Raw genomic sequence first — 19299 nt, 5'->3', positions numbered from 1 at the left:
CCGACGCCGTCCCGCTCGGCCGGTCGTCGAGTTCCGCCACTGCCCGCTACCCGCCGGGCGGAGGCGCGGGGGCGGGCGCCAGGCCCGGCACCGGGATGGTGATGCCGGGCAGGATCTCCACCTGCGACGGAACGATCACCTGGGCGGGAGGAGGGGCCTGCGTGGGCGGCGGTGCCGACGGCGTCGGGGTTGCCGAGGGGGTGGCAGCCGGGGGAGCGGAGTAGGTGGGGAGCCCGGCCTGCCCGCCGATGGCCGTCGGCTTGGGGAAGCTCTCCTTCGGCGTGCCGTCGAGCGCACCGTCCATCGTCTTCTTCCAGATGTCCGATGGCAGACCCGATCCGTAGATGGGCCCACCGTTCTTGTTCTCGAGCGGCAGACCCTGCTCGGTGCCCACCCACACCGCAGTCGACAGCGACGGGGTGTAGCCGACCATCCAGGCGTCCTTGTTGTCGCCGGTGTCGCCGAGCTGGGCGGTGCCGGTCTTGGCCGCCGACTCACGACCGCCGGACAGGTTGTGCCCGTTGGAGTAGCCCGCGATCGGCTTCATGGCGGAGGTGACGTTGTCGGCCACGGCCGCACTCACGGCCTGCGTGCCCGAGTCAGCAGCACGATCGAGCAGCACGACACCGTCGGCGGTGACCACCTTCTGCACGAAGTGCGCCTCGTGATACACCCCGGACGCGGCCAGTGTCGCGTACGCCGAGGCCATGTCGAGAACTCGGGACTGATACTGGCCCAACACGATCCCATTGTTCGGCGGACTGCCGTCGGGTTCGACGAGTGTCGGGCCGATACCGTCGACCGTCTTCGGGATACCCAACTTGTGCGCCATGTCCGCGATCGCCTGCGGACCACCGTTGAGGTCGAGTTCGAGACGGTAGAAGCTGGTGTTCAGCGATCGCTTGAGCGCTTCGGCGATGGTGCACGTCCCGCAGGACTCGCCCTCGACATTGCTGATTCGGATGCCGTTGACCGTCAGGGTCGAACTGTCGTAGGTCTTCGACAGCGGGATGCCCTGCTCGAGTGCCGCAGCCAATGCGATGACCTTGAACGACGAGCCCGTCTGCAGGCCGGCGTTGGCGAAGTCGAAACCGCGTCCGTCGGCGCCGCCGTAGTAGGCGCGCACCGCGCCGGTCCGCGGATCCACCGATACCGCGGCCGTGCGCAGTTCGGTCGGCTGCCCGTCGAGGGTGCTCTGCGCCGCGTCGACCGCGGCCTGCTGCGCTTTCGGATCGATCGTGGTGGTGATCTGCAGGCCGGCGGTGTTCAGGTCCTGCTCGCTGATCCCCGATGCCTGCAGCTCCCGAAGAACCTGCGTCTTGATCAGCCCGTTGGGACCGGCGTCGGAGCTGTCGCCGGTGTCGACCTGCGCGAGCGGCACCCACTTGGGGTACTGCATCGCCGCGCGCTGGGTCTGATCGAGCTTGCCCATCGACACCATTCCGTCGAGAACGTAGTTCCAACGGCTCTGCGCGCCGACGGGGTTGTTCTCCGGATCCAGACCCGAGGGCTGCTGGATGGTCGCGGCCAGCACCGCACCCTCCTCGGTGGTCAGCTGGTCGACCGGCTTGCCGAAATACGCCTTCGACGCCGCGGCGATCCCGTACGCCCCGCGGCCGAAGTAGATGGTGTTGAGATAGGCGGCGAGAATGTCGTCCTTGCTCCACTGGCGCGCCATCTTCGACGAGATCACCAGTTCACGCATCTTGCGGGTGAGGGTGCGCTCCGACCCGACCAGTGCGTTCTTGACGTACTGCTGCGTGATCGTCGAGCCACCGCCCGCGCTGTCACGTCCCAGGATGTTGTCACGAGCAGCACGAGCGAACCCGGACACCGAGAAGCCCGGGTTGCTGTAGAAGTCGCGGTCCTCGGCCGAGAGCACCGCGTTGCGCACCTGCTCGGGAATCTGGTCGATGGTCACGTCCGTGCGATTGCCCTCGGGCGGGACCACCGTGCCCAACACCGACGTCCCGTCGGCGGCGTAGATCGTGGCAACCTGGTTGGTCTTGATGTCCCCGGGGCGCGGCACATCCACCAGGATGTAAGCGACCATGAAGGCCAGGACCGGCACCACCAGACCGAGCGCGACCAGGGTGTAGATCGTGCGACGGACGATCCGCCACCGGCTTCGCTTCTTCTTCACCGTTCCGGACTCGGACGACCTGGTGGGCTTCGAGGCGTTCGTGCCGTCTCCTCCGATCGGGGGCCGGGGCGGTTCGTCGCCACCACCGCCCTGGTAGGGCCTTTCGGTGCCGCCCGGGTAGGGCTTTTCGGTGCCGCCCGGGTAGGGCTTCTCGGTGCTGTAGGCGAGGGGCGCAGACCCGCGTGGGGGACCCGGGCGCCGCGCCTGCGGGACGTACGCGGTGGACCCGGCGCCGGCGGCCCGGTCGTATGGGCTGCGCGGGGGCTGAGCTGAGCGCGGGGGAATCCCGGTGCGCGGGGGCTGTTGCGGCTGGCGTCGGGGAGCCGGAGCGCCGGACGGCCGCGCACCCGGCGCCGGCGGAGGTCCGGGAATGCGCGGCGGGGGCGTCGATCGCGACGGATCGGGCCGATACGCGGGCCGAAAGGGCTCGTGCGGGCCGGCACCGCGACCGGCATCGCGTCGGGCGCGGGGTCTGCCCTGGTCACCAGGACCGTCGTACGGGGAACTCACTCGGCTCTCTCCACACCATTTCTGCGCCGGCCCGTCACGTCGCTGCGCAGGCTCGCCATCACTGCCTGGCCGTCCGACGTTGGGTGCGCCGCGCTCGTTTGGGCGCGGGCACCGCCCCTGTCACGTACGACTGCACCAGGTGGTTCCACCGGCACGAACGGCACACCTCGACCACGTGCACCGAGAACTCCTCCTGCGTAGAGGCCAGGCGCACCAACTCCTCGGCAGTGCGCGCCGAACCGGACACCGGGCCGAGCTTCTCACCGAACACCCACGACACCAGCGTCAACTGCTCCTTGCGGCAGATCGGGCACGCCGCCGTCGACGGGCGACCATGGAACTTCGCGGCGCGGAGCAGGTAGGAATCGGCATCGCACACCTGCGCGAGAGCAGTTCGTCCCGAATACACCTCGGACAGCAGCGACCTGCGCTGAAGCGCATAGTCCACCACCTGCCGCTGTAACCGCACGAGACCAGAGTACGTGCGCCTGCCCGCCCCTGCCCCGCGGTGCCCTTCTTCCCCCGCCCGGACCCGACTCTGTTCGCCGGTGCGTCTGTACCCAATGTGACATTCGGTCACTCCTGGTGACCAACTGTCACATTGGGTACGCCGGATCTCCGCGATCGCGAGCGGGGTGAGCGATGCCATATATCGCGCCGATACAAGTGGGGGCTATAGTTTGCGATGCATCATCGGGTGCGGACAGCGAGGGGAGGGGACGGAATGCTCGAACTTGCCGTTCTCGGGCTACTTCTCGACTCACCCATGCACGGCTACGAGCTGCGCAAACGGCTGACGGGGCTACTCGGGGCCTTTCGCGCGTTCTCCTACGGTTCGCTCTATCCGACCCTGCGACGCATGCAGGCGGACAACCTGATCGTGGAGAGCACTCCGGACGGAAGTCTCAAGCGCCGGGCACGACGGGTCTATCAGCTCACCCCGACCGGGCGCGCCCGGTTCGCGGAGTTGGTGGCCGACACCGGTCCGCAGAACTACACCGATGACGGGTTCGGCGTACACCTGGCCTTCTTCGGACGCACCCCCGCCGAGGCGCGGATGCGGATTCTCGAAGGCAGAAGGCGTCAGGTCGAGGAGCGCCGCGAAGGGCTCCGAGACGCCGTCGGCCGAGCAAGTGGGTCGTTGGACAGATACACACGCGGTTTGCACCAACTCGGCCTCGAGTCGAGTGAACGCGAGGTGCGGTGGCTCAACGAGTTGATCGCTGCCGAGGCATTGGCGATCAATTCGGAGAGTCGTCCGCCCACACACTCTGTCGAGAACTCGACAGTCACATCAGTCGAGAGCGCTGTGACAAGCCGAGACAGCTCGACAACCAACCGAAGAGAAGGAGAACCCGACCATGAGTGACAACAGCACTGCGGTGCGCGTGGCCATTGTGGGTGTGGGTAACTGCGCGTCATCCCTCGTACAGGGTGTGCAGTACTACAAGGACGCCGACGAGAACGCCACCGTTCCCGGCCTGATGCACGTGAGGTTCGGCCGCTACCACGTTCGCGACGTGCAGTTCGTCGCCGCATTCGACGTGGACGCCAAGAAGGTCGGGTTCGACCTCTCCGAGGCCATCTTCGCGAGCGAGAACAACACGATCAAGATCGCCGACGTCCCCCCGTCGTCGGTCACCGTTCAGCGCGGGCCCACCCTCGACGGCATCGGCAAGTACTACGCCGAGACCATCGAGGTCTCGGACGCCGAGCCGGTCGACGTGGCGCAGGCACTGCGGGACGCGAAGGTCGACGTCCTGGTGTCGTACCTGCCGGTGGGCTCGGAGGAGGCCGACAAGTTCTACGCCCAGGCGTGCATCGACGCCGGAGTGGCCTTCGTCAACGCACTTCCGGTGTTCATCGCTTCCGACCCGGTGTGGGCCGAGAAGTTCCGCGCCGCGGGCGTCCCGATCGTCGGTGACGACATCAAGAGCCAGGTCGGCGCCACCATCACCCACCGTGTGATGGCCAAGCTGTTCGAGGATCGCGGCGTACAGCTCGATCGCACCATGCAGCTCAACGTGGGCGGCAACATGGACTTCAAGAACATGCTCGAGCGCGAGCGCCTCGAGTCGAAGAAGATCTCCAAGACCCAGGCCGTGACCTCGAACCTGAAGAAGGAGTTCGCCGCCAACGACGTGCACATCGGCCCGTCCGACCACGTGGGCTGGCTCGACGACCGCAAGTGGGCGTACGTGCGACTCGAGGGTCGTGCATTCGGTGACGTCCCCCTGAACCTCGAGTACAAGCTCGAGGTGTGGGATTCGCCGAACTCGGCCGGCATCATCATCGACGCCGTGCGCGCGGCCAAGATCGCCAAGGATCGCGGCATCGGCGGACCGGTCATCCCGGCGTCGGCGTACCTGATGAAGAGCCCGCCCGAGCAGCTCGCCGACGACATTGCGCGTACGCAGCTCGAGGAGTTCATCATCGGCGCCGAGTGAGCTGCGGCGACCGATTCACGGCACTGTGCAGTGCCTGATGCAGTCCTGAAGGGGGCACACCCGCTCGTCGGGTGTGCCCCTTCCTGCACCCAAGCCTCTCGCACAGACGTTCGAAGTTCTCTGTCGGTGGTCGGTCGTAGGGTGGCGCCCATGAACTCGGAGAAGATGTTGACCCGTATCGGGGGGCTGCTACGGCAGGCGGAGTCGACGGATAATCCCCACGAGGCAGCGGCGTTCATGGAGGCCGCGCAGCGATTGGCCACCGCATCGGCGATCGACTTGGCGGTCGCCCGATCGCATACCGCGTCGCGCGAGAAACGGGTCACTCCCGTACAGCGGGTGGTGCACATCGGGGAGGCCCGGAAGAAGGGCCTGCGCACCTTCGTCCATCTGTTCCTGGCGATCGCGCGGGCCAACGACGTCCAGTGCGACGTCACGCGTACGTCCACGCAGGTGTTCGCGTACGGCTTCGAGTCCGACCTCGACACGGTCGAGGCCCTGTACTCGAGCCTGATCGTGCAGATGGTGCGAGCGTCGGACCTCTACATCCGATCGGGTGCCTACAAGTCCGGCACAGTGCAACGACTGGTGGTGCGGCGACGCTACGGGATCGATCACCGCATGGTCGAGGAGAAGCCCCTCGCCGCCGTCACCGCTCGGCTCGAGTTCCAGTCGGCCTTCGCCGCGCGAATCGGCGAGCGACTGGCTGCGGCACGAGCGAGCGCCCGGGCCGAGGCGGAGGCAGCTGCACCGGAGGCAGGCACAGCGCTGGTGTTGCGCAACAAGGAAATCGAGATATCGGACTTCTATCGTTCGACGTCGACGGCACGCGGCACGTGGCGCGGGACGGCCACCGCCGGGTTCTCCTCGGACGCCCGCAGCGCCGGGGACGCCGCCGGGCGGCGGGCACGACTGGCATCGGCAACCGAACTCGGAGGGGTCCGTGGTCAGCTGGAGTGACCGCCGGTGACCGCCGCACGGGACGGTCAGCGGTCACGGGTGTACGAGGCAGAGTTGCTGGTGCGCACCATGTTCGATCGAGCCGATCAGCGCGGTCTGCGCACCGTGACCCTGCACGGGTCGCAGGTGACCCTGCCGGTGGAGCGCCGGTTCGCCTCGGTCGAGTCGGTGCAGAGCTACATCGACGCGCTGGCGGCACTGAACTGGGTGCGGGCCAGGTGGCCGCGCGCGGCAGTCCCGGTGACGGTACGCGAACGCCGGGGGAACGCCGCAGCGCACTACGACCGAGCTGCCGCCGCCATCGCCGTCCCCCTCCACGTGCGAGGAGCAGCGTGGGCACTGCGCGAGATGGTGATCCTGCACGAGTACGCCCACCACCTGCAGGCCGAGGAGGGGGCGGCGGCGCACGACGGGGCGTTCGTCGATCGTCACCTCGAGCTGGTGGACGGGGTGATCGGGCCCGAGGCCGCCTTCGTTCTGCGGGCAACGTACGTCGACCATGGGGTCGACATCGCACCGTGACCCGAAGCTCCCGCTCTCCACCCGGCCCCGTTCGCCAACGACACAGCAAGGACGGACAGGGAGATCAGCGCGACGAGTGGGGCGATGACCACCCAGGGTGCACGTTCGACCGACGCCACCCCATCGGCGAGAATCAGACCCCATTCCGGAGCTGGAGGTTGCGGACCGAGCCCAAGAAAGCCCAGTGCAGCCAACGCCAACGCGATCCCGGGTAGCCGCATCGCGGCGTGTCGGGCAATGGTGGGAACGATGGCCGGTAGGACCGTACCGAACATGATCCGCATACGACCGGCACCGAGTGTCGGCATGACGGCGACGTAAGGGCGTAGGCGCACCTCCTCGACCAGAGCCGAGGCATGCGCAGCGAGCGGAGCCCACGAGACCAGCATCACCGCGACGGCAGCACCAGCTGCACTCGGACCGATCACCGCCGCCACCACGATTCCGGTCAGAACGGTCGGCGCCGCGTTACCGATCTCGACCGCGCCGCGGGAAAGGTTCGGAACCAGCCCTACCAACAGCCCGATCGCCAGGCAGGCGAGAGTCACGGCCACTGCTGTTCCGATGGACGACACCGCACCGTGGGCAACCCGTGCCAGGAGATCGCGACCCACGGCGTCGGTGCCGAACGGATGCGCCACCGATGGCGCGGCGAACTTCTCCCGGCCGGTCGTCGACGGGTCCCGCACGATGCCCGACCCGATCACGGCCAGCAGTACCGAGGCCGCGACCGCCGGGGTCACGAAACGGTGGCGGGTCGGACGGAACACCGCCGTGGGTATCGGCATCGACCCGGCTCGCGCAGCGGCGCCGAGCAGGAGCCGACGAGCGATCTCCGCCAGAGATCCGGCAAGTACGCTCACCCCCAACAGGAGCAGGATGCTGATCTGGAGCGCGGGGATGTCCTGCGCCGACGCACTGTTCAACGTCGCTCGACCGAGTCCGGGTATGGCGAACACCTTCTCGACCGCGACGGCGCCGCCGGTGATCCCCACCATGACCAGTGCGATCTGGGAGGTCAGGCTCGCCGACGCCCGCCGCAGCACCGCGGCAACGATGCGGCGCCGAGAGAAACCCGCAGTGCTCCACGTGGTCACCCAGTCCTCCGTGAACGTCACTGCAACCGCGTCGGCGAAGAGCCGACCAAGGAGACCGCCGGCCGGGATGCCCATCGCGAGTGCGGGCAACACCGCGTTCGTAGGACCTCCCCACCCGAAGGCGGGGAAGGACAACCAGACCGCACCGACCACCACGAGCGTGGATGCGAGCAGAAACTCCGGAAGTGTGGTCAGTGCGGCGGCCACCGCACCACCGGTCCGCCGCGGAACCCCCCTGACACCAGCCCTGATGCTGGGCAGCACCAGCGCTGCTGCCACGGCCACCGCCACCAGGAGAGCGAATGCCATCAGCGTCAGGGAGACACCGAGCGCGGCGAGCGCCTCAGGGAGAACGGGCCGGCCGGTGTTCCATGAGGTCCCCGGATCCCCGGTGATCAATCGCGAGAACCAGCGTCCGAACACCGCCACGGGACCGCCATCGAGTCCGAGATCACGCCGTATCGCCTGCAGAGCCTCCGGCGTCGCCTCCTGCTCGGCCGATCGCGCTCGAAGGATGCTCAGGGCGGGGTCACGCTGGGAGATCCACGGCAACATGCCGATCAGCGCCACCACGGCGGCACCAGAGACGACTCGGGACGCCAGGGTGATCGCGTTGTGCGATCTCACCGCGCCGCGGCTGCGGGGTTCACCTGGCGGCCGTCTGCCCGGTCACCAGCAGACGCTCTCGCGGGTCCCGGGCGGCGTCGGTGACGCCGGACTCGCCCTGCAGAACTCGCTCGTGCAGCAGGGGAACCACGACATCTCGGTCGAGGATCATCTTCTCTGCCTGCAGGATCGCAGCACGTCGACCTTCCCCTGCCTCGGCCTGCGACGCCGCCGAGATCTGAGCGTCCACGGCCGGATCGCAGAACTGCGCGATGTTGAACCCCCCGGCGCAGCTGAAGTCCGAGTTCAGGTAGGCCACGGGATCACCGGAGTCGAGAACCGTTGCGCGCGAGAGAATAAACGCGTCGAACTTGCCGGCGAGAGCATCGGCCTCGATGAACTGGTACTCGCGCACCACCTGCTCGACCTGGAAACCCTTGGCCTCTAGCTCCTGTTGGAGCAGCGTCGCAACCTCTGGCAGCTCCGGTCGGTCGGTGAAGGTCGCCAGCGTGATCTTCCTGCCCGCCGGGTTGCCGGCCGGTGCCGGGGTGCGGGCCGGCCGGTTCGACGACCACGGGATGGCAGGACCCAGCAGCCCTTTCGCGACGTCGGCGCGGCCCTCGTAGACCTGATCCACCAGGCGCTGCGGATCGGCGGCCTCGCGCGCGGCGGCGCGCATCGTGGGATCTGTGAACACACCCGTCCGATTGTTGAGGTACAGGGTGTTCGTCCGGGGCATCTGCACCTCGTGCAGCAGCGACGGGTCGACCACCGCCGCCTGCGAGACCGGCACCGCCTCGACGATGTTGGCGTCGCCGTTGCGCAGCGCGGCCGCGCGCGCGGTCCCGTCGGGAACGAAATCCACATCGATTCCGGAGGCGACGGCCTTGGTGCCCCAGTAGTTCTCGTTGCGGTCGAGCTTTGCGGAGGTGGAGCCGTCGACCGACGTGAGGGTGAACGGTCCGGTGCCGTTGCGCACCGGGTCCACCGGCGTGGACGCATATGCGCGCGGTGCGAGAATCGACAGCTGCGGACTGGACAACCGTTGGGGTACCAGTGGATCGGGCTTATCGGTGGCGATCGTCACGGTATTCGGGTCGGTGGCGGTCACCGTGAGTTTCACGCCGTCGAGGATGCGCGGCTTCGGCGAGGCGGCGGAGGCGGCGTCCAGAGCGGTGACCACCGACTGCGCGTCGAACGCACTGCCGTCCTGAAATGTCACCCCTGTGCGGAGGTCGAACGTCCATGTGGTGGGACCGGTGCGAGTCCACGACGTCGCCAAGCTCGGTTGCGCATCACCATCGGCGTTCAACGTCACCAGTGTTTCGGCGGCCGACCAGCGCGAGAGCTTGAACGCATCGTCGCTGAACGGCGACAGTGCCGACCTCGGCGGCAGCAACATCGCTACCTTCACGCGCCCGTCGGAGGCCGTCGACGACGTCGACCCGGACGAGAAACACCCGGTCAGGACCAGGGCGGGGACGGCAGCGACCGCGATGGCGCGCAGCACCTTCCAGCGTGAGGTTGCCGCAGGGTGGACGATCATCGAGCTCCTTCGATAGAGGGCAGGCGGGGGACGGCAGCGAGTAGGGCCCGTGTGTACTCGGACACCGGATCCTGGAGAATGGCTGTGGTGGAACCGGTTTCGACGACACGGCCGTTCTTCATGACGACGAGGCGATCGGCGACCCGGGCGGCCACGGCAAGATCGTGGGTCACCACCACGAGTCCGGCTCCCGTGCGCTGGGTCAGGTCGCTCAGCACGTCGAGGACCTGATCCCGGATGTCGAGATCGAGACCGGTGACCGGTTCGTCGGCCAGCACGATGGACGGCTCGCAGGCGATGACACGGGCGATGGCCACTCGCTGGCTCTCCCCACCGGAGAGCCGACGGGGGCGGGCGTCGAAGTAGCTGTCGTCCAGCCCGACCGCACGAATGGCGTCGGCTGCCCGGGTGCGGTGGTCGGCCTCGATTTCGAGGTAGCGCAGCGGCGCCGACACCAGGTCCATCACTGATCGCCGCGGATCGAGGCACGTGGCCGGGTCCTGAGCGACGTATTGCACGCGCCGCCGGAACCACCGCAGCGAACGCGCCGGCCCCGGAGCGATCTCACGGTCGTCGAGGGTGATCCGTCCGGCCGTCGGGCGATCCAGCGCGAGGAGCAGACGCAGCAGGGTTGTCTTACCCGATCCGGACTCTCCCACTATCGCGGTGCACGCACCCTGCGGGAGGTCGAGATCGACGCCGTTCAGCGCAAAGGTTCGGCCCCGGTCGAAAGTTCGGGTGAGTCCGCGCGCGTACAGTCCTGTCGCTTTCACAGGTGCTCGAGAGCAGCTTCACTGCGGCGGGCACGCGCGACAAGAGACTGCGCGACGGCGGACCGCGGACGCTCGAGGATCTGAGCGGTGGATCCGTTCTCGACCACCCGGCCCTTCTCGAGCACGATCAGGCGTGAACAGAGCGTCGCGGCGACGGGCAGGTCGTGGGTGATGAGCAGCACGGACCGGTCGGTGGCGGCGTCGAGGGCTGCGAGCACCTCGGCCTGGGTGATCACGTCGAGAGCTGTGGTGGGTTCGTCGGCGATGAGCAGGTGCGACGGTGACGCGAGCGCGAGCGCAATACAGACCCTCTGTCGTTGGCCGCCCGAGAGCTCCATGGGGAACGCGCGCATGATGCGCTCGGGGTCGTCGAACCCGACCTTCCGGAGCACCTTGGTCGGATCGCCTGCACGAAGATGCATCTGCTTGCGCACCCGCATCATCGGATTCAGCGCCGTGGCCGAGGATTGGAAGACCATCGCCAGCCGGTCGGGGGCGGATCTGCGCGGAGCAGCAATGGCCGTGACGTCCCGACCGTCCACGGTGATGGAACCCGCAACGATGGAGGCGTCCGACGGAAGGCATCCCACGATGGCCTTGGCGATCATCGACTTCCCGGAGCCGGATGGTCCGATCAGGCCCACTCGTTCACCCGCCTCGATGACCAGTGACACGTCGCGGACAACCGTGGCCCCGCAGGCCCGGATCTGCAGACCGTCCACCCGCACGACAGCAGGTCGGAAGGGCTCGCCCACAGGACTCCAGTCAGTATGAAAACGGTTGTCACTTCCAGCAAATAGTATCGGCGGCGTGGTGCCGCAACAAATCGGGGCGCACGCATGCGTAGGCGCAGAGGCGGTTGCCGACACCGGCCGGCCGGAGTGTGGATCATGGGACACGGGCCGGTTCCGGCCCGCTGGTGCCGTCATCGGACCTCCCGACACGAGGTCCGATGACGCAGCCGACGACAACAGGAGGTCCGGTGTCACACCCACTACGAGTAGGCGTTCAACTCCAACCCCAGCACGCACCCGACTACGGGCTGATCCGCGACGCAGTTCTGCGCGCAGAAGATGCCGGGGTGGACATCGTGTTCAACTGGGATCACTTCTATCCGCTCTACGGAGACCTCGACGGCCCGCACTTCGAGTGCTGGACCATGCTGGGCGCCTGGGCGGAGCAGACGTCGAACGTCGAGATCGGCGCCCTGGTCACCGGCGGCGGGTACCGCAATCCCGACCTGCTCGCCGACATGGCGCGCACGGTCGACCACATCAGTGGCGGCCGGTTGATCCTCGGTATCGGCGCGGGGTGGAACCAGAAGGACTACGACAACTTCGGATACGAGTTCGGCACTCCCGGTTCGCGCCTGGCTCTGCTCAAGGAGTACCTGCCCCGCATCGTCAACCGCCTGAAGGTGGGCAATCCCGCACCGACGCGTGACATCCCGATCCTCATCGGCGGCGGTGGTGAGAAGAAGACCCTGCGCATGGTCGCCGAACACGCGCACATTTGGCACAGCTTCGCCGACCTCGAGCAACTGGGCCACAAGTCCGCGATCCTTGCCGAGCACGGTGAGGCGGTCGGTCGTGACGTCTCGGCCATCGCACGGTCGGTTGCATGGCCGGGGGAGGAAACGGCACAGCAGTTCGTCGACGCCGGGGCCAGCCTGTTCACCGTCGGCGTGAACGGGCCGGACTACGACCTGACCGAAACCAAACAGGCCATAGCCTGGGTGGCCGCGCGGCGCTGACCTCGTTCTGCACGGGATCGGGGCAGGTTGCAAATCTCCTCGAGCGAAACCCGTGCACTTCGCCGGGCTGGGTGGGCGGCTCGGACCACCTTTAGTGTCACTTCCCATGGCTACTGTTCGTCCGTCCCCGAGGCCGTCGGGGCGCACCGTCGCGGCCGTGCTGTTGGCGCTGGTTCTCACCGCGACTCTCGCTGCGTGCGGGTCGTCCGGTGGGGGCGGCGCACCCGCCGCGGCCGGCGATCAGTGCGCGCCGCGCGGTGTGAACTCGGCCTCGGCTGCACCCACCAACCTCGACTCCTCCGGAGTGGCCGCGGCGGAAGCCCGGTACACCACCGCCGACGCACCACCGGTGTCGAGCATCGACGTGACGCGGCTGAACCTGATCACGCCGGGTGTGCTGTCGGTGGGCACCCTCTCCGATGCGCCCCCCAGCATCTGCATCGACTCCACCGGCAAGTTCACCGGCTTCGACAACGAGTTGCTCGGCGCCGTGGCGGCCAAGCTGGGTCTACGAATCCAGTTCTCGGGCACCGAGTTCTCGGGGCTGCTCGCGCAGGTGGCGGGGAAGCGCTTCGACGTCGGCTCGTCGTCGATCACCAGCACCGACGCCAGGCGACAGTTGGTGGGCTTCACCAACGGGTACGACTTCGGGTACTTCGCCCTCGTCGCCAAGACGGATGGACCGATCACCAGATTCGAGGATCTCAAACCCGGCACCCGAATCGGCGTGGTGCAGGGCACCGTGCAGGACGACTACGTGGTGAACACCCTCAAACTCCAGCCGGTGAAGTTCCCCGACTACAACACCGCGTACGCAAACCTGAAGACCGGTCAGATCGACGCCTGGGTGGCGCCGTCGCAACAGGCGAACGGGTTGATCGCACCCGCAGACGGCACCTCGATCGTGCAGAACACGTTCAGCCTCAACAACTTCGTGGGGTGGGCCGTGGCGAAGGACAATCAGCCGCTCATCGACGCCCTCAACGCCGGGCTGGACGCGATCATTGCCGACGGCACATGGGCCCGGCTCTACTCGGACTGGGTGCCACGCGAAGTTCCCGCCGGATTCAAGCCCGGCAGTAGGGCATCGGCGCAACCGCAGTTGCCGGACTTCGCCGCCATCGCGGCCAAGAACTCCGCCACCGCGCCCGCTGCGACGGCCACGGCGCCGAAGTCGACTCTGGCGCAACTGAAGGATACGTTCTTCGACTGGTCGCTCTACACCAAGGCGTTCCCCGATCTGCTGCGGACCGGACTACCGAACACGCTGATCCTGGCGCTGGCGTCGGGTGTGCTGGGCACCGCGCTGGGTATGGTTCTCGCCCTGGCCGGGCTGTCGCGCTCGCGGTGGCTGCGCTGGCCGGCACGGGTGTACACCGACATCTTCCGAGGTCTGCCCGCCGTGGTGATCATCCTCGTCATCGGTCTCGGTGTGGGCCCGGTGGTCAAGGACCTCACCGGCGGCAATCCGTACTGGCTGGGAGTCGGTGCGCTCTCGCTGCTCGCCGCGGCGTACGTCGGCGAGATCTTCCGATCCGGCATCCAGAGCGTGGAGAGCGGACAACTGGAAGCCTCTCGTGCACTGGGCTTCTCGTATCGCAGCTCGATGCGCCTGGTGGTGGTCCCACAGGGTGTGCGACGGGTGCTGCCTGCGCTGATGAACCAGTTCATCTCGCTGATCAAGGACTCGTCATTGATCTACTTCCTGGGCCTGTTGGCAACGCAACGCGAGCTCTTCGCCGTAGGCCGCGACCTCAACGCCCAGACCGGCAACCTCTCGCCCCTGGTAGCGGCCGGCCTGTTCTACCTGGCGCTGACCGTGCCGCTGACCCACCTCGTCAACTACATCGACTCGCGACTGAGAACCGGACGCACACCCGAGATGGTGGAACTGCCCGTCGTCGCCGAAAGAAGCTGACCGCCATGACCATTGCCACAGCCGTCTCCCTCGTCGGCCGCGATCTACACCTGAGTTTCGGCGCGAACCGCGTGCTGCGCGGCGTGGACATCGACGTCGACGCCGGCACCACCACCACGGTGATCGGGCCGTCCGGCTCGGGCAAGTCCACGCTGCTGCGGGTGCTCAACCGGCTGCACGAACCCGAGAGGGGCGACATCCTGCTCGACGGGCGATCGGTGCTGCGCGACGACCCCGACGCACTGCGTCAACGCATCGGCATGGTGTTCCAGCAGTTCAACCTGTTCCCGCACAAGAGTGTGCTCGACAACGTGGCGCTGGGACCGTGGAAGCTCAAGGGGCTGAGCCGGGACGAGGCCAACGAGGTGGCGCGCGCACAGCTCGAGTCGGTGGGCCTGGCGGCGAAAGCGCAGTCGCGGCCCGGCAACCTCTCCGGCGGACAGCAGCAGCGGGTGGCCATCGCGCGGGCGCTGGCAATGAGCCCGCAGGTGATGTTCTTCGACGAGGCCACCAGCGCGCTGGACCCCGAACTGGTCAAGGGCATCCTCGCGCTGATGACCGACCTCGCGACCGGGGGGATGACCATGGTCGTGGTCACCCACGAGATGTCCTTCGCCCGCTCGGTGTCCGACCGCGTGGTGTTCATGGACCACGGGCAGGTGGTCGAATCCGGGGCGCCGACACAGCTGTTCGACGCCCCGGCCACCGAACGCCTGCAACAGTTCTTGTCGCAGGTGCTCTGACGGGTCCCCTGGTTCTCGGCTCGAGTGTTCGATCGCCGTTCACTTTTGGTTTCCTTTACTTGCATACGGTTGTTTCTCGTGAAACAAGTTCCCCTCGCCCACGTGCACGATGGTCGTTCCTCACGTTCGGCTCTCACCTGTCGCTACAAGTGCGGTGACGCCTGCTCCGGCACGATCGCGAACACCTCGACCGGGGAGTACTTCGGCGACATAGTCGCCCGCGCGGTCAGCAGGCGAGGGGTCCTCAAGGGCACGGCCATGACGGTGCTGGCCGTGGGCGTCGGCAGCGCGCTGGCCGGCTGCTCGACATCACCGAGCAGCCCCGCCACCGTGACCACCGGCGGTACCACGGCACCGGCTGCCGGCACCGGATGGCAGTTCACCGCCGTGGCCCCGAACACCGAGGACGCCGTGGTGATCCCCGAGGGCTACAGCCAGGACATCGTGATCCGCTGGGGAGATCCTGTGGTGGACGGCGCCCCGGCCTTCGACTTCGCCAACCAGACCGGCGCGGCGCAGGCCAAGCAGTTCGGATTCAACAACGACTTCGCCGGGCTGCTCCCCATCGACGGCTCCAGCACCGACTTCCTGCTCGTGGTCAACCACGAGTACACCACCGAGTCGTCACTCTTCACCGGCTACGACGCCGAGAACCCCACCCGTACCCATTTCGAGGTGGCACTGAATGCACACGGGATCTCGGTGGTGCAGGTTCGCGCCGACGGTGGGCGGCTCAAACCCGTGATGGGCAAGTACAACCGCCGCATCACCGGCGCATCGGAGTTCCTCGTCACCGGCCCCGCCGCCGGATCCGCGTTGCTGAAGACCACCGCCGACCCGTCGGGAACCAAGGTTCTGGGCACCCTCAACAACTGCTCCGGGGGCATCACACCGTGGGGCACGATGCTCTCCGGCGAGGAGAACATCAACGGCTACTTCGGCAACGCCGACGCCGTCACCGACACCACCACCAAGGCGCGCCTGAGCCGGTACGGCTTCAAGGACGGTGCGAGCGAGCGTAAGTGGGAGCGGTTCGATTCCCGCTTCAACCTCGCCGACGAGCCCAACGAGGCCAATCGCTTCGGCTGGGTGGTCGAGGTGAACCCGTGGGACGCCAGCGCTGCGCCGATCAAGCACACTGCGCTCGGGCGGTTCAAGCACGAGGCCGCCACCATCTACGTCACCGACGCCGGCACCATTGTTGCCTACAGCGGCGACGACGAACAGTTCGACTACATGTACAAGTTCGTCTCGACCCGAAAGATGATGTCGGGCAACGGCAACGCCGCCCTGCGCCACAACCTCACACTCCTGGACGCCGGCACCCTCTACGTGGCCAAGCTCACCGGGGATGCACCCGAGCAGATCGACGGCTCCGGCAAGCTCCCCACCTCGGGAACCTTCGCCGGGCGCGGAGAGTGGATCCCGCTGCTGCGCACCGAGGAGTCCGGGCAGGGCGTCTCCCTGGTCGACGGCATGAGCGCCGAGGAAGTGGCCGTGTTCACCCGCGTCGCCGCGGACAAGGTGGGCGCCACCAAGATGGACCGGCCCGAAGACTTCGAACCCAACCCGGTGACCGGCAAGGTGTACGTGGCCCTGACCAACAACAGCAAGCGCGGCACCGACGGCAAGGCCGCTGCCGACACCGCCAACCCGCGCAACACCAACAAGAACGGACAGATCCTCGAGCTGAACGACGACCACGCCGGCACCACGTTCACGTGGTCGCTGCTGCTGGTCGCCGGCGATCCCGCCGCCGCCGACACCTACTTCGGCGGCTACGACAAGACCAAGGTCAGCCCCATCTCCTGCCCCGACAACCTCGCCTTCGACCCGCAGGGCAACCTGTGGATCTCCACCGACGGCAACGCCCTGAAGTCCAACGACGGACTGTTCAAGGTCACCCTCGACGGGCCCGAGCGCGGCAACACCCAGCAGTTCCTCACCGTTCCCAAGGGCGCCGAGACCTGCGGGCCGATCATCACCGACAAGCGGATCCTGGTGTGCGTCCAGCACCCCGGTGAGGTGGACGACGCGAGTGCCGACTCGCCCAAGTCCAACTGGCCCGACGGCGGAACCTCGCAGCCGCGCCCGTCGGTGGTCGCGGTGTGGAAGGCGTGAACCGCCGGTCTCACCCCAGCCAGTCCAGCACCGACGCCGCCGTCCACGACTGCTGCATGCTGCCCAGCGGCTCCCCGGTGAACGGCTCGTAGTATTCGGCGAAGCTGCCGTCCGCGGCCTGCCTCAGACCCTCCTCGCGCAGCATCGACGACCGCTCGGTCCAGCCGCGGCGAGCGAAGGCCCACGAGAACAGCCACGTCATCACCGGCCACACCGGTCCGCGCCAGTACTCGCGTGAGCGGAAGTCGCGGGCGATGGGGGAGGTGGACGGGGGAAGTTTGTACTTGAAGTCGGGGTGACCGCAGAACCTGGGTCCCTCGAACAGTCGCAGCAGGGAGCGCTCGGTCTCGCGCAGGAGTCCGCCCGAGAGCAGCGGGGCGAACATGGCCAGGGTGCGGGTGGCGATCCACCGCTCGGCCCGCACGTCGAAGTCGCGGGCCACGCCCGAGCGTTCCTCGGTGGTGGCCACGACGCCGCTGCGGAACCGGTCGGCCCACGAGCGTAGCTCCCGCACGTCGGAGTGCGGCTTGGAATGCTCCTCACCGATGTCGGCGAGCACGTCGCACGCCACCGAGAAGACGGCGGACACGAACACGTCCTCCACCGCGAAGCTCATAGTCGAGAACAGCGTCACGTCGTCGTAGCCCACGGACTTCATCTCCTCGAGCAACCACAGATAGCGGTCGTACTCGATGTTGCTGGGGCGCTGCGAGGAGTCGGTGACGATCGCGGTGTCCTCCCGCACGTACGGCGGCACCACCCCCGGAACCACGTTGGCGTACGCCGAATCCCAGCGCGGCGAGTTGTCCATACCGGACTCCCACCCGTGGTAGATCGTGATGCGCCCGCGCTCGCGCTGATCGCGGGCGGTGGCCAGCCAGCGGTGCCAGCGCACCAGGTCGGGCCAGCGGCGATCCAGGAACTCCCCGGCCACACCGCGCGTGGTGCGGCCCCGGCGCAGGGCGTGATCGAGAATCCGCTGCACGGCGATCGCGTGGACGGGCGGTTGGGTGATGCCCGAAGTCTGCACACCCGTCGGCGCCGCGGCGGCCAGATCCTGCACCGCCCACCGCGCCGGGCCCGGGAAGTACCCGTCGACGCCGTTGGCGAAGACGATGTGCGGGATCATCCCGTTCTTCCACTGCGCGGAGAGCAGGGTGTCGAGTTCGACCACCGCGCGCTCGACGCTCAGCGGCGCCAACCCCACCGCCACGAACGCCGCGTCCCAGCTCCACATGTGCGGGTACAGACGGGGCGCGGCGCTGGTCATGGTGCCCAGGTCGTTGCCGCGCAGCAGGTACGCGGCGCGGGCCGAGAGTTGGGTGGGGGTGAAGCCGTAGGCGCTCATCGCCTGCCATTGTGCGACGGGTGCGCCCGTTGCGCTGACCGGTGGGCCCGGATCGGGTGCATTCGACGCCCGTGCAGGGCACTTTCTGCACCGAATTCCGACTACCGTCGTCGGCATGACCGCTCGCCCCACCGCTCTGATCACCGGCGCGAGCCGCGGCCTCGGTGCGGCCGTCGCCCGCGCCCTCGCCCCGACGCACCACCTGCTGCTCGGCGGGCGCTCGGCCGAGTCGCTGGCCGGTGTTCTGACGGAACTTCCCGGCTCGACACCGGTCGTCGCGGAACTCACCGACATCGACTCCCTACGCGCCGCCGTCGCGGGGATCGACTCCCTCGACGTGCTGGTGCACAACGCGGGGGTAGCCGAACTCGGCACGATCGAGAGCAGCACACCGGAGCAGTGGCGCAACACCTTCGAGGTCAACGTGGTGGCCGTCGTGGAACTGACACGACTACTCCTGCCCGCCCTGCGCGCAGCGAACGGTCATGTGGTGCTGATCAATTCGGGGGCCGGACTCGACACCAAACCCGGCTGGGGTGCGTACGCGGCGAGCAAGTTCGCGCTTCGTGCGTTCGGTGACGCGCTGCGCGGTGAGGAGCCGTCCCTGCGGGTGACCTCGGTGCACCCCGGCAGGATCGACACCGACATGCAGCGAGCCGTCGTCGAGCACGAGGGTGGGGTGTACGACGGTTCGCGGTTCCTGGCAGCCGACACCGTGGCCGCCGCCGTCCGCGCGGCCATCGACACCCCGCGCGATGCGCACCCCACGCAGATCGTGCTTCGCCCGAACGGCTCTTGACTTCGAGCGCACT

General features: G+C 67.8%; 16 protein-coding genes. 9 read left to right on the top strand and 7 right to left on the bottom strand.

Annotated elements, in window-relative coordinates:
• Positions 1–46 precede the first annotated feature (46 nt).
• Both ACY48E_RS05395 and ACY48E_RS05390 read right to left on the bottom strand, forming a co-directional pair.
• The gene (locus tag ACY48E_RS05395; protein WP_462871228.1) at positions 47–2200 is read right to left on the bottom strand and encodes a transglycosylase domain-containing protein; all 2154 of its coding nucleotides are present in this window, start codon (positions 2198–2200) and stop codon (positions 47–49) included.
• A 511-nt stretch (positions 2201–2711) separates the two neighbouring features.
• Complete coding sequence (locus ACY48E_RS05390) at positions 2712–3122, bottom strand: DUF5318 family protein (protein WP_462871085.1); 411 nt, start codon at positions 3120–3122, stop codon at positions 2712–2714.
• A 255-nt stretch (positions 3123–3377) separates the two neighbouring features.
• Here ACY48E_RS05390 and ACY48E_RS05385 point away from each other — a divergent pair, with 255 nt between their 5' ends.
• The 4 genes from ACY48E_RS05385 (at position 3378) to ACY48E_RS05370 (ending at position 6582) form a co-directional block, all read left to right on the top strand.
• Positions 3378–4022 carry a PadR family transcriptional regulator gene (locus tag ACY48E_RS05385; protein WP_462871084.1) on the top strand — a complete coding sequence of 215 codons (645 nt, stop codon included), beginning with the start codon at positions 3378–3380 and terminating at the stop codon, positions 4020–4022.
• The gene (locus ACY48E_RS05380; protein ID WP_462871083.1) at positions 4015–5100 is read left to right on the top strand and encodes an inositol-3-phosphate synthase; all 1086 of its coding nucleotides are present in this window, start codon (positions 4015–4017) and stop codon (positions 5098–5100) included. Before ACY48E_RS05385 ends, ACY48E_RS05380 begins: the two co-directional genes overlap by 8 nt.
• 150 nt (positions 5101–5250) lie before the next feature.
• A complete protein-coding gene (locus ACY48E_RS05375; RefSeq protein WP_462871082.1) occupies positions 5251–6060 on the top strand; it encodes a DUF2786 domain-containing protein in 810 nt (269 codons plus the stop codon).
• Between the two features lie 6 nt (positions 6061–6066).
• A complete protein-coding gene (locus ACY48E_RS05370; RefSeq protein WP_462871081.1) occupies positions 6067–6582 on the top strand; it encodes a TIGR04338 family metallohydrolase in 516 nt (171 codons plus the stop codon).
• Here ACY48E_RS05370 and ACY48E_RS05365 read toward each other — a convergent pair.
• From ACY48E_RS05365 to ACY48E_RS05350, 4 genes are read right to left on the bottom strand one after another with little or no spacing between them, the layout of a single operon-like run.
• Entirely contained in the window at positions 6489–8306 is a 1818-nt protein-coding gene (locus tag ACY48E_RS05365; protein WP_462871080.1) for an ABC transporter permease subunit, read from the bottom strand. The genes ACY48E_RS05370 and ACY48E_RS05365 overlap by 94 nt on opposite strands.
• A 19-nt stretch (positions 8307–8325) precedes the next feature.
• Positions 8326–9831: an ABC transporter substrate-binding protein gene (locus ACY48E_RS05360; RefSeq protein ID WP_462871079.1), complete on the bottom strand. Its 1506-nt coding sequence runs from the start codon at positions 9829–9831 to the stop codon at positions 8326–8328.
• Positions 9828–10604: an ABC transporter ATP-binding protein gene (locus ACY48E_RS05355; RefSeq protein WP_462871078.1), complete on the bottom strand. Its 777-nt coding sequence runs from the start codon at positions 10602–10604 to the stop codon at positions 9828–9830. The genes ACY48E_RS05360 and ACY48E_RS05355 overlap by 4 nt, the downstream gene beginning before the upstream one ends.
• A complete protein-coding gene (locus tag ACY48E_RS05350) occupies positions 10601–11359 on the bottom strand; it encodes an ATP-binding cassette domain-containing protein (RefSeq protein WP_462871077.1) in 759 nt (252 codons plus the stop codon). Before ACY48E_RS05350 ends, ACY48E_RS05355 begins: the two co-directional genes overlap by 4 nt.
• A 227-nt stretch (positions 11360–11586) precedes the next feature.
• Here ACY48E_RS05350 and ACY48E_RS05345 point away from each other — a divergent pair, with 227 nt between their 5' ends.
• The 4 genes from ACY48E_RS05345 to ACY48E_RS05330 all read left to right on the top strand — a co-directional run bounded on the left by ACY48E_RS05345 (position 11587) and on the right by ACY48E_RS05330 (position 17139).
• Positions 11587–12357: an LLM class F420-dependent oxidoreductase gene (locus ACY48E_RS05345; protein ID WP_462871076.1), complete on the top strand. Its 771-nt coding sequence runs from the start codon at positions 11587–11589 to the stop codon at positions 12355–12357.
• 106 nt (positions 12358–12463) lie between these two features.
• A complete protein-coding gene (locus ACY48E_RS05340; RefSeq protein ID WP_462871075.1) occupies positions 12464–14275 on the top strand; it encodes an ABC transporter substrate-binding protein/permease in 1812 nt (603 codons plus the stop codon).
• 5 nt (positions 14276–14280) lie between these two features.
• Positions 14281–15018, top strand: coding sequence for an amino acid ABC transporter ATP-binding protein (locus ACY48E_RS05335; RefSeq protein WP_462871074.1), 738 nt, complete (start codon positions 14281–14283; stop codon positions 15016–15018).
• Between the two features lie 78 nt (positions 15019–15096).
• Positions 15097–17139 carry a PhoX family protein gene (locus ACY48E_RS05330; RefSeq protein WP_462871073.1) on the top strand — a complete coding sequence of 681 codons (2043 nt, stop codon included), beginning with the start codon at positions 15097–15099 and terminating at the stop codon, positions 17137–17139.
• 10 nt (positions 17140–17149) lie between these two features.
• On the opposite strand, the gene ggh is transcribed toward ACY48E_RS05330, so the two are convergent.
• A complete protein-coding gene (gene ggh / locus ACY48E_RS05325) occupies positions 17150–18487 on the bottom strand; it encodes a glucosylglycerate hydrolase (protein ID WP_462871072.1) in 1338 nt (445 codons plus the stop codon).
• 115 nt (positions 18488–18602) lie between these two features.
• Here ggh and ACY48E_RS05320 point away from each other — a divergent pair, with 115 nt between their 5' ends.
• A complete protein-coding gene (locus ACY48E_RS05320) occupies positions 18603–19286 on the top strand; it encodes an SDR family oxidoreductase (protein ID WP_462871071.1) in 684 nt (227 codons plus the stop codon).
• Positions 19287–19299: the final 13 nt, after the last annotated feature.

The sequence above is a fragment of the Rhodococcus sp. AZ1 genome (genome assembly GCF_054979605.1).
This window is presented reverse-complemented; position numbering and strand designations above follow the sequence as displayed.

Excerpts from the sequence above, each read along its gene's own strand:
- ACY48E_RS05360 (WP_462871079.1), bottom strand. The coding sequence starts at position 9,831 with ATGATCGTCCACCCTGCGGCAACCTCACGCTGGAAGGTGCTGCGCGCC.
- ACY48E_RS05340 (WP_462871075.1), top strand. The coding sequence starts at position 12,464 with ATGGCTACTGTTCGTCCGTCCCCGAGGCCGTCGGGGCGCACCGTCGCG.
- ACY48E_RS05380 (WP_462871083.1), top strand. The coding sequence starts at position 4,015 with ATGAGTGACAACAGCACTGCGGTGCGCGTGGCCATTGTGGGTGTGGGT.
- ACY48E_RS05385 (WP_462871084.1), top strand. The coding sequence starts at position 3,378 with ATGCTCGAACTTGCCGTTCTCGGGCTACTTCTCGACTCACCCATGCAC.
- ggh (WP_462871072.1), bottom strand. The coding sequence starts at position 18,487 with ATGAGCGCCTACGGCTTCACCCCCACCCAACTCTCGGCCCGCGCCGCG.
- ACY48E_RS05335 (WP_462871074.1), top strand. The coding sequence starts at position 14,281 with ATGACCATTGCCACAGCCGTCTCCCTCGTCGGCCGCGATCTACACCTG.
- ACY48E_RS05320 (WP_462871071.1), top strand. The coding sequence starts at position 18,603 with ATGACCGCTCGCCCCACCGCTCTGATCACCGGCGCGAGCCGCGGCCTC.
- ACY48E_RS05375 (WP_462871082.1), top strand. The coding sequence starts at position 5,251 with ATGAACTCGGAGAAGATGTTGACCCGTATCGGGGGGCTGCTACGGCAG.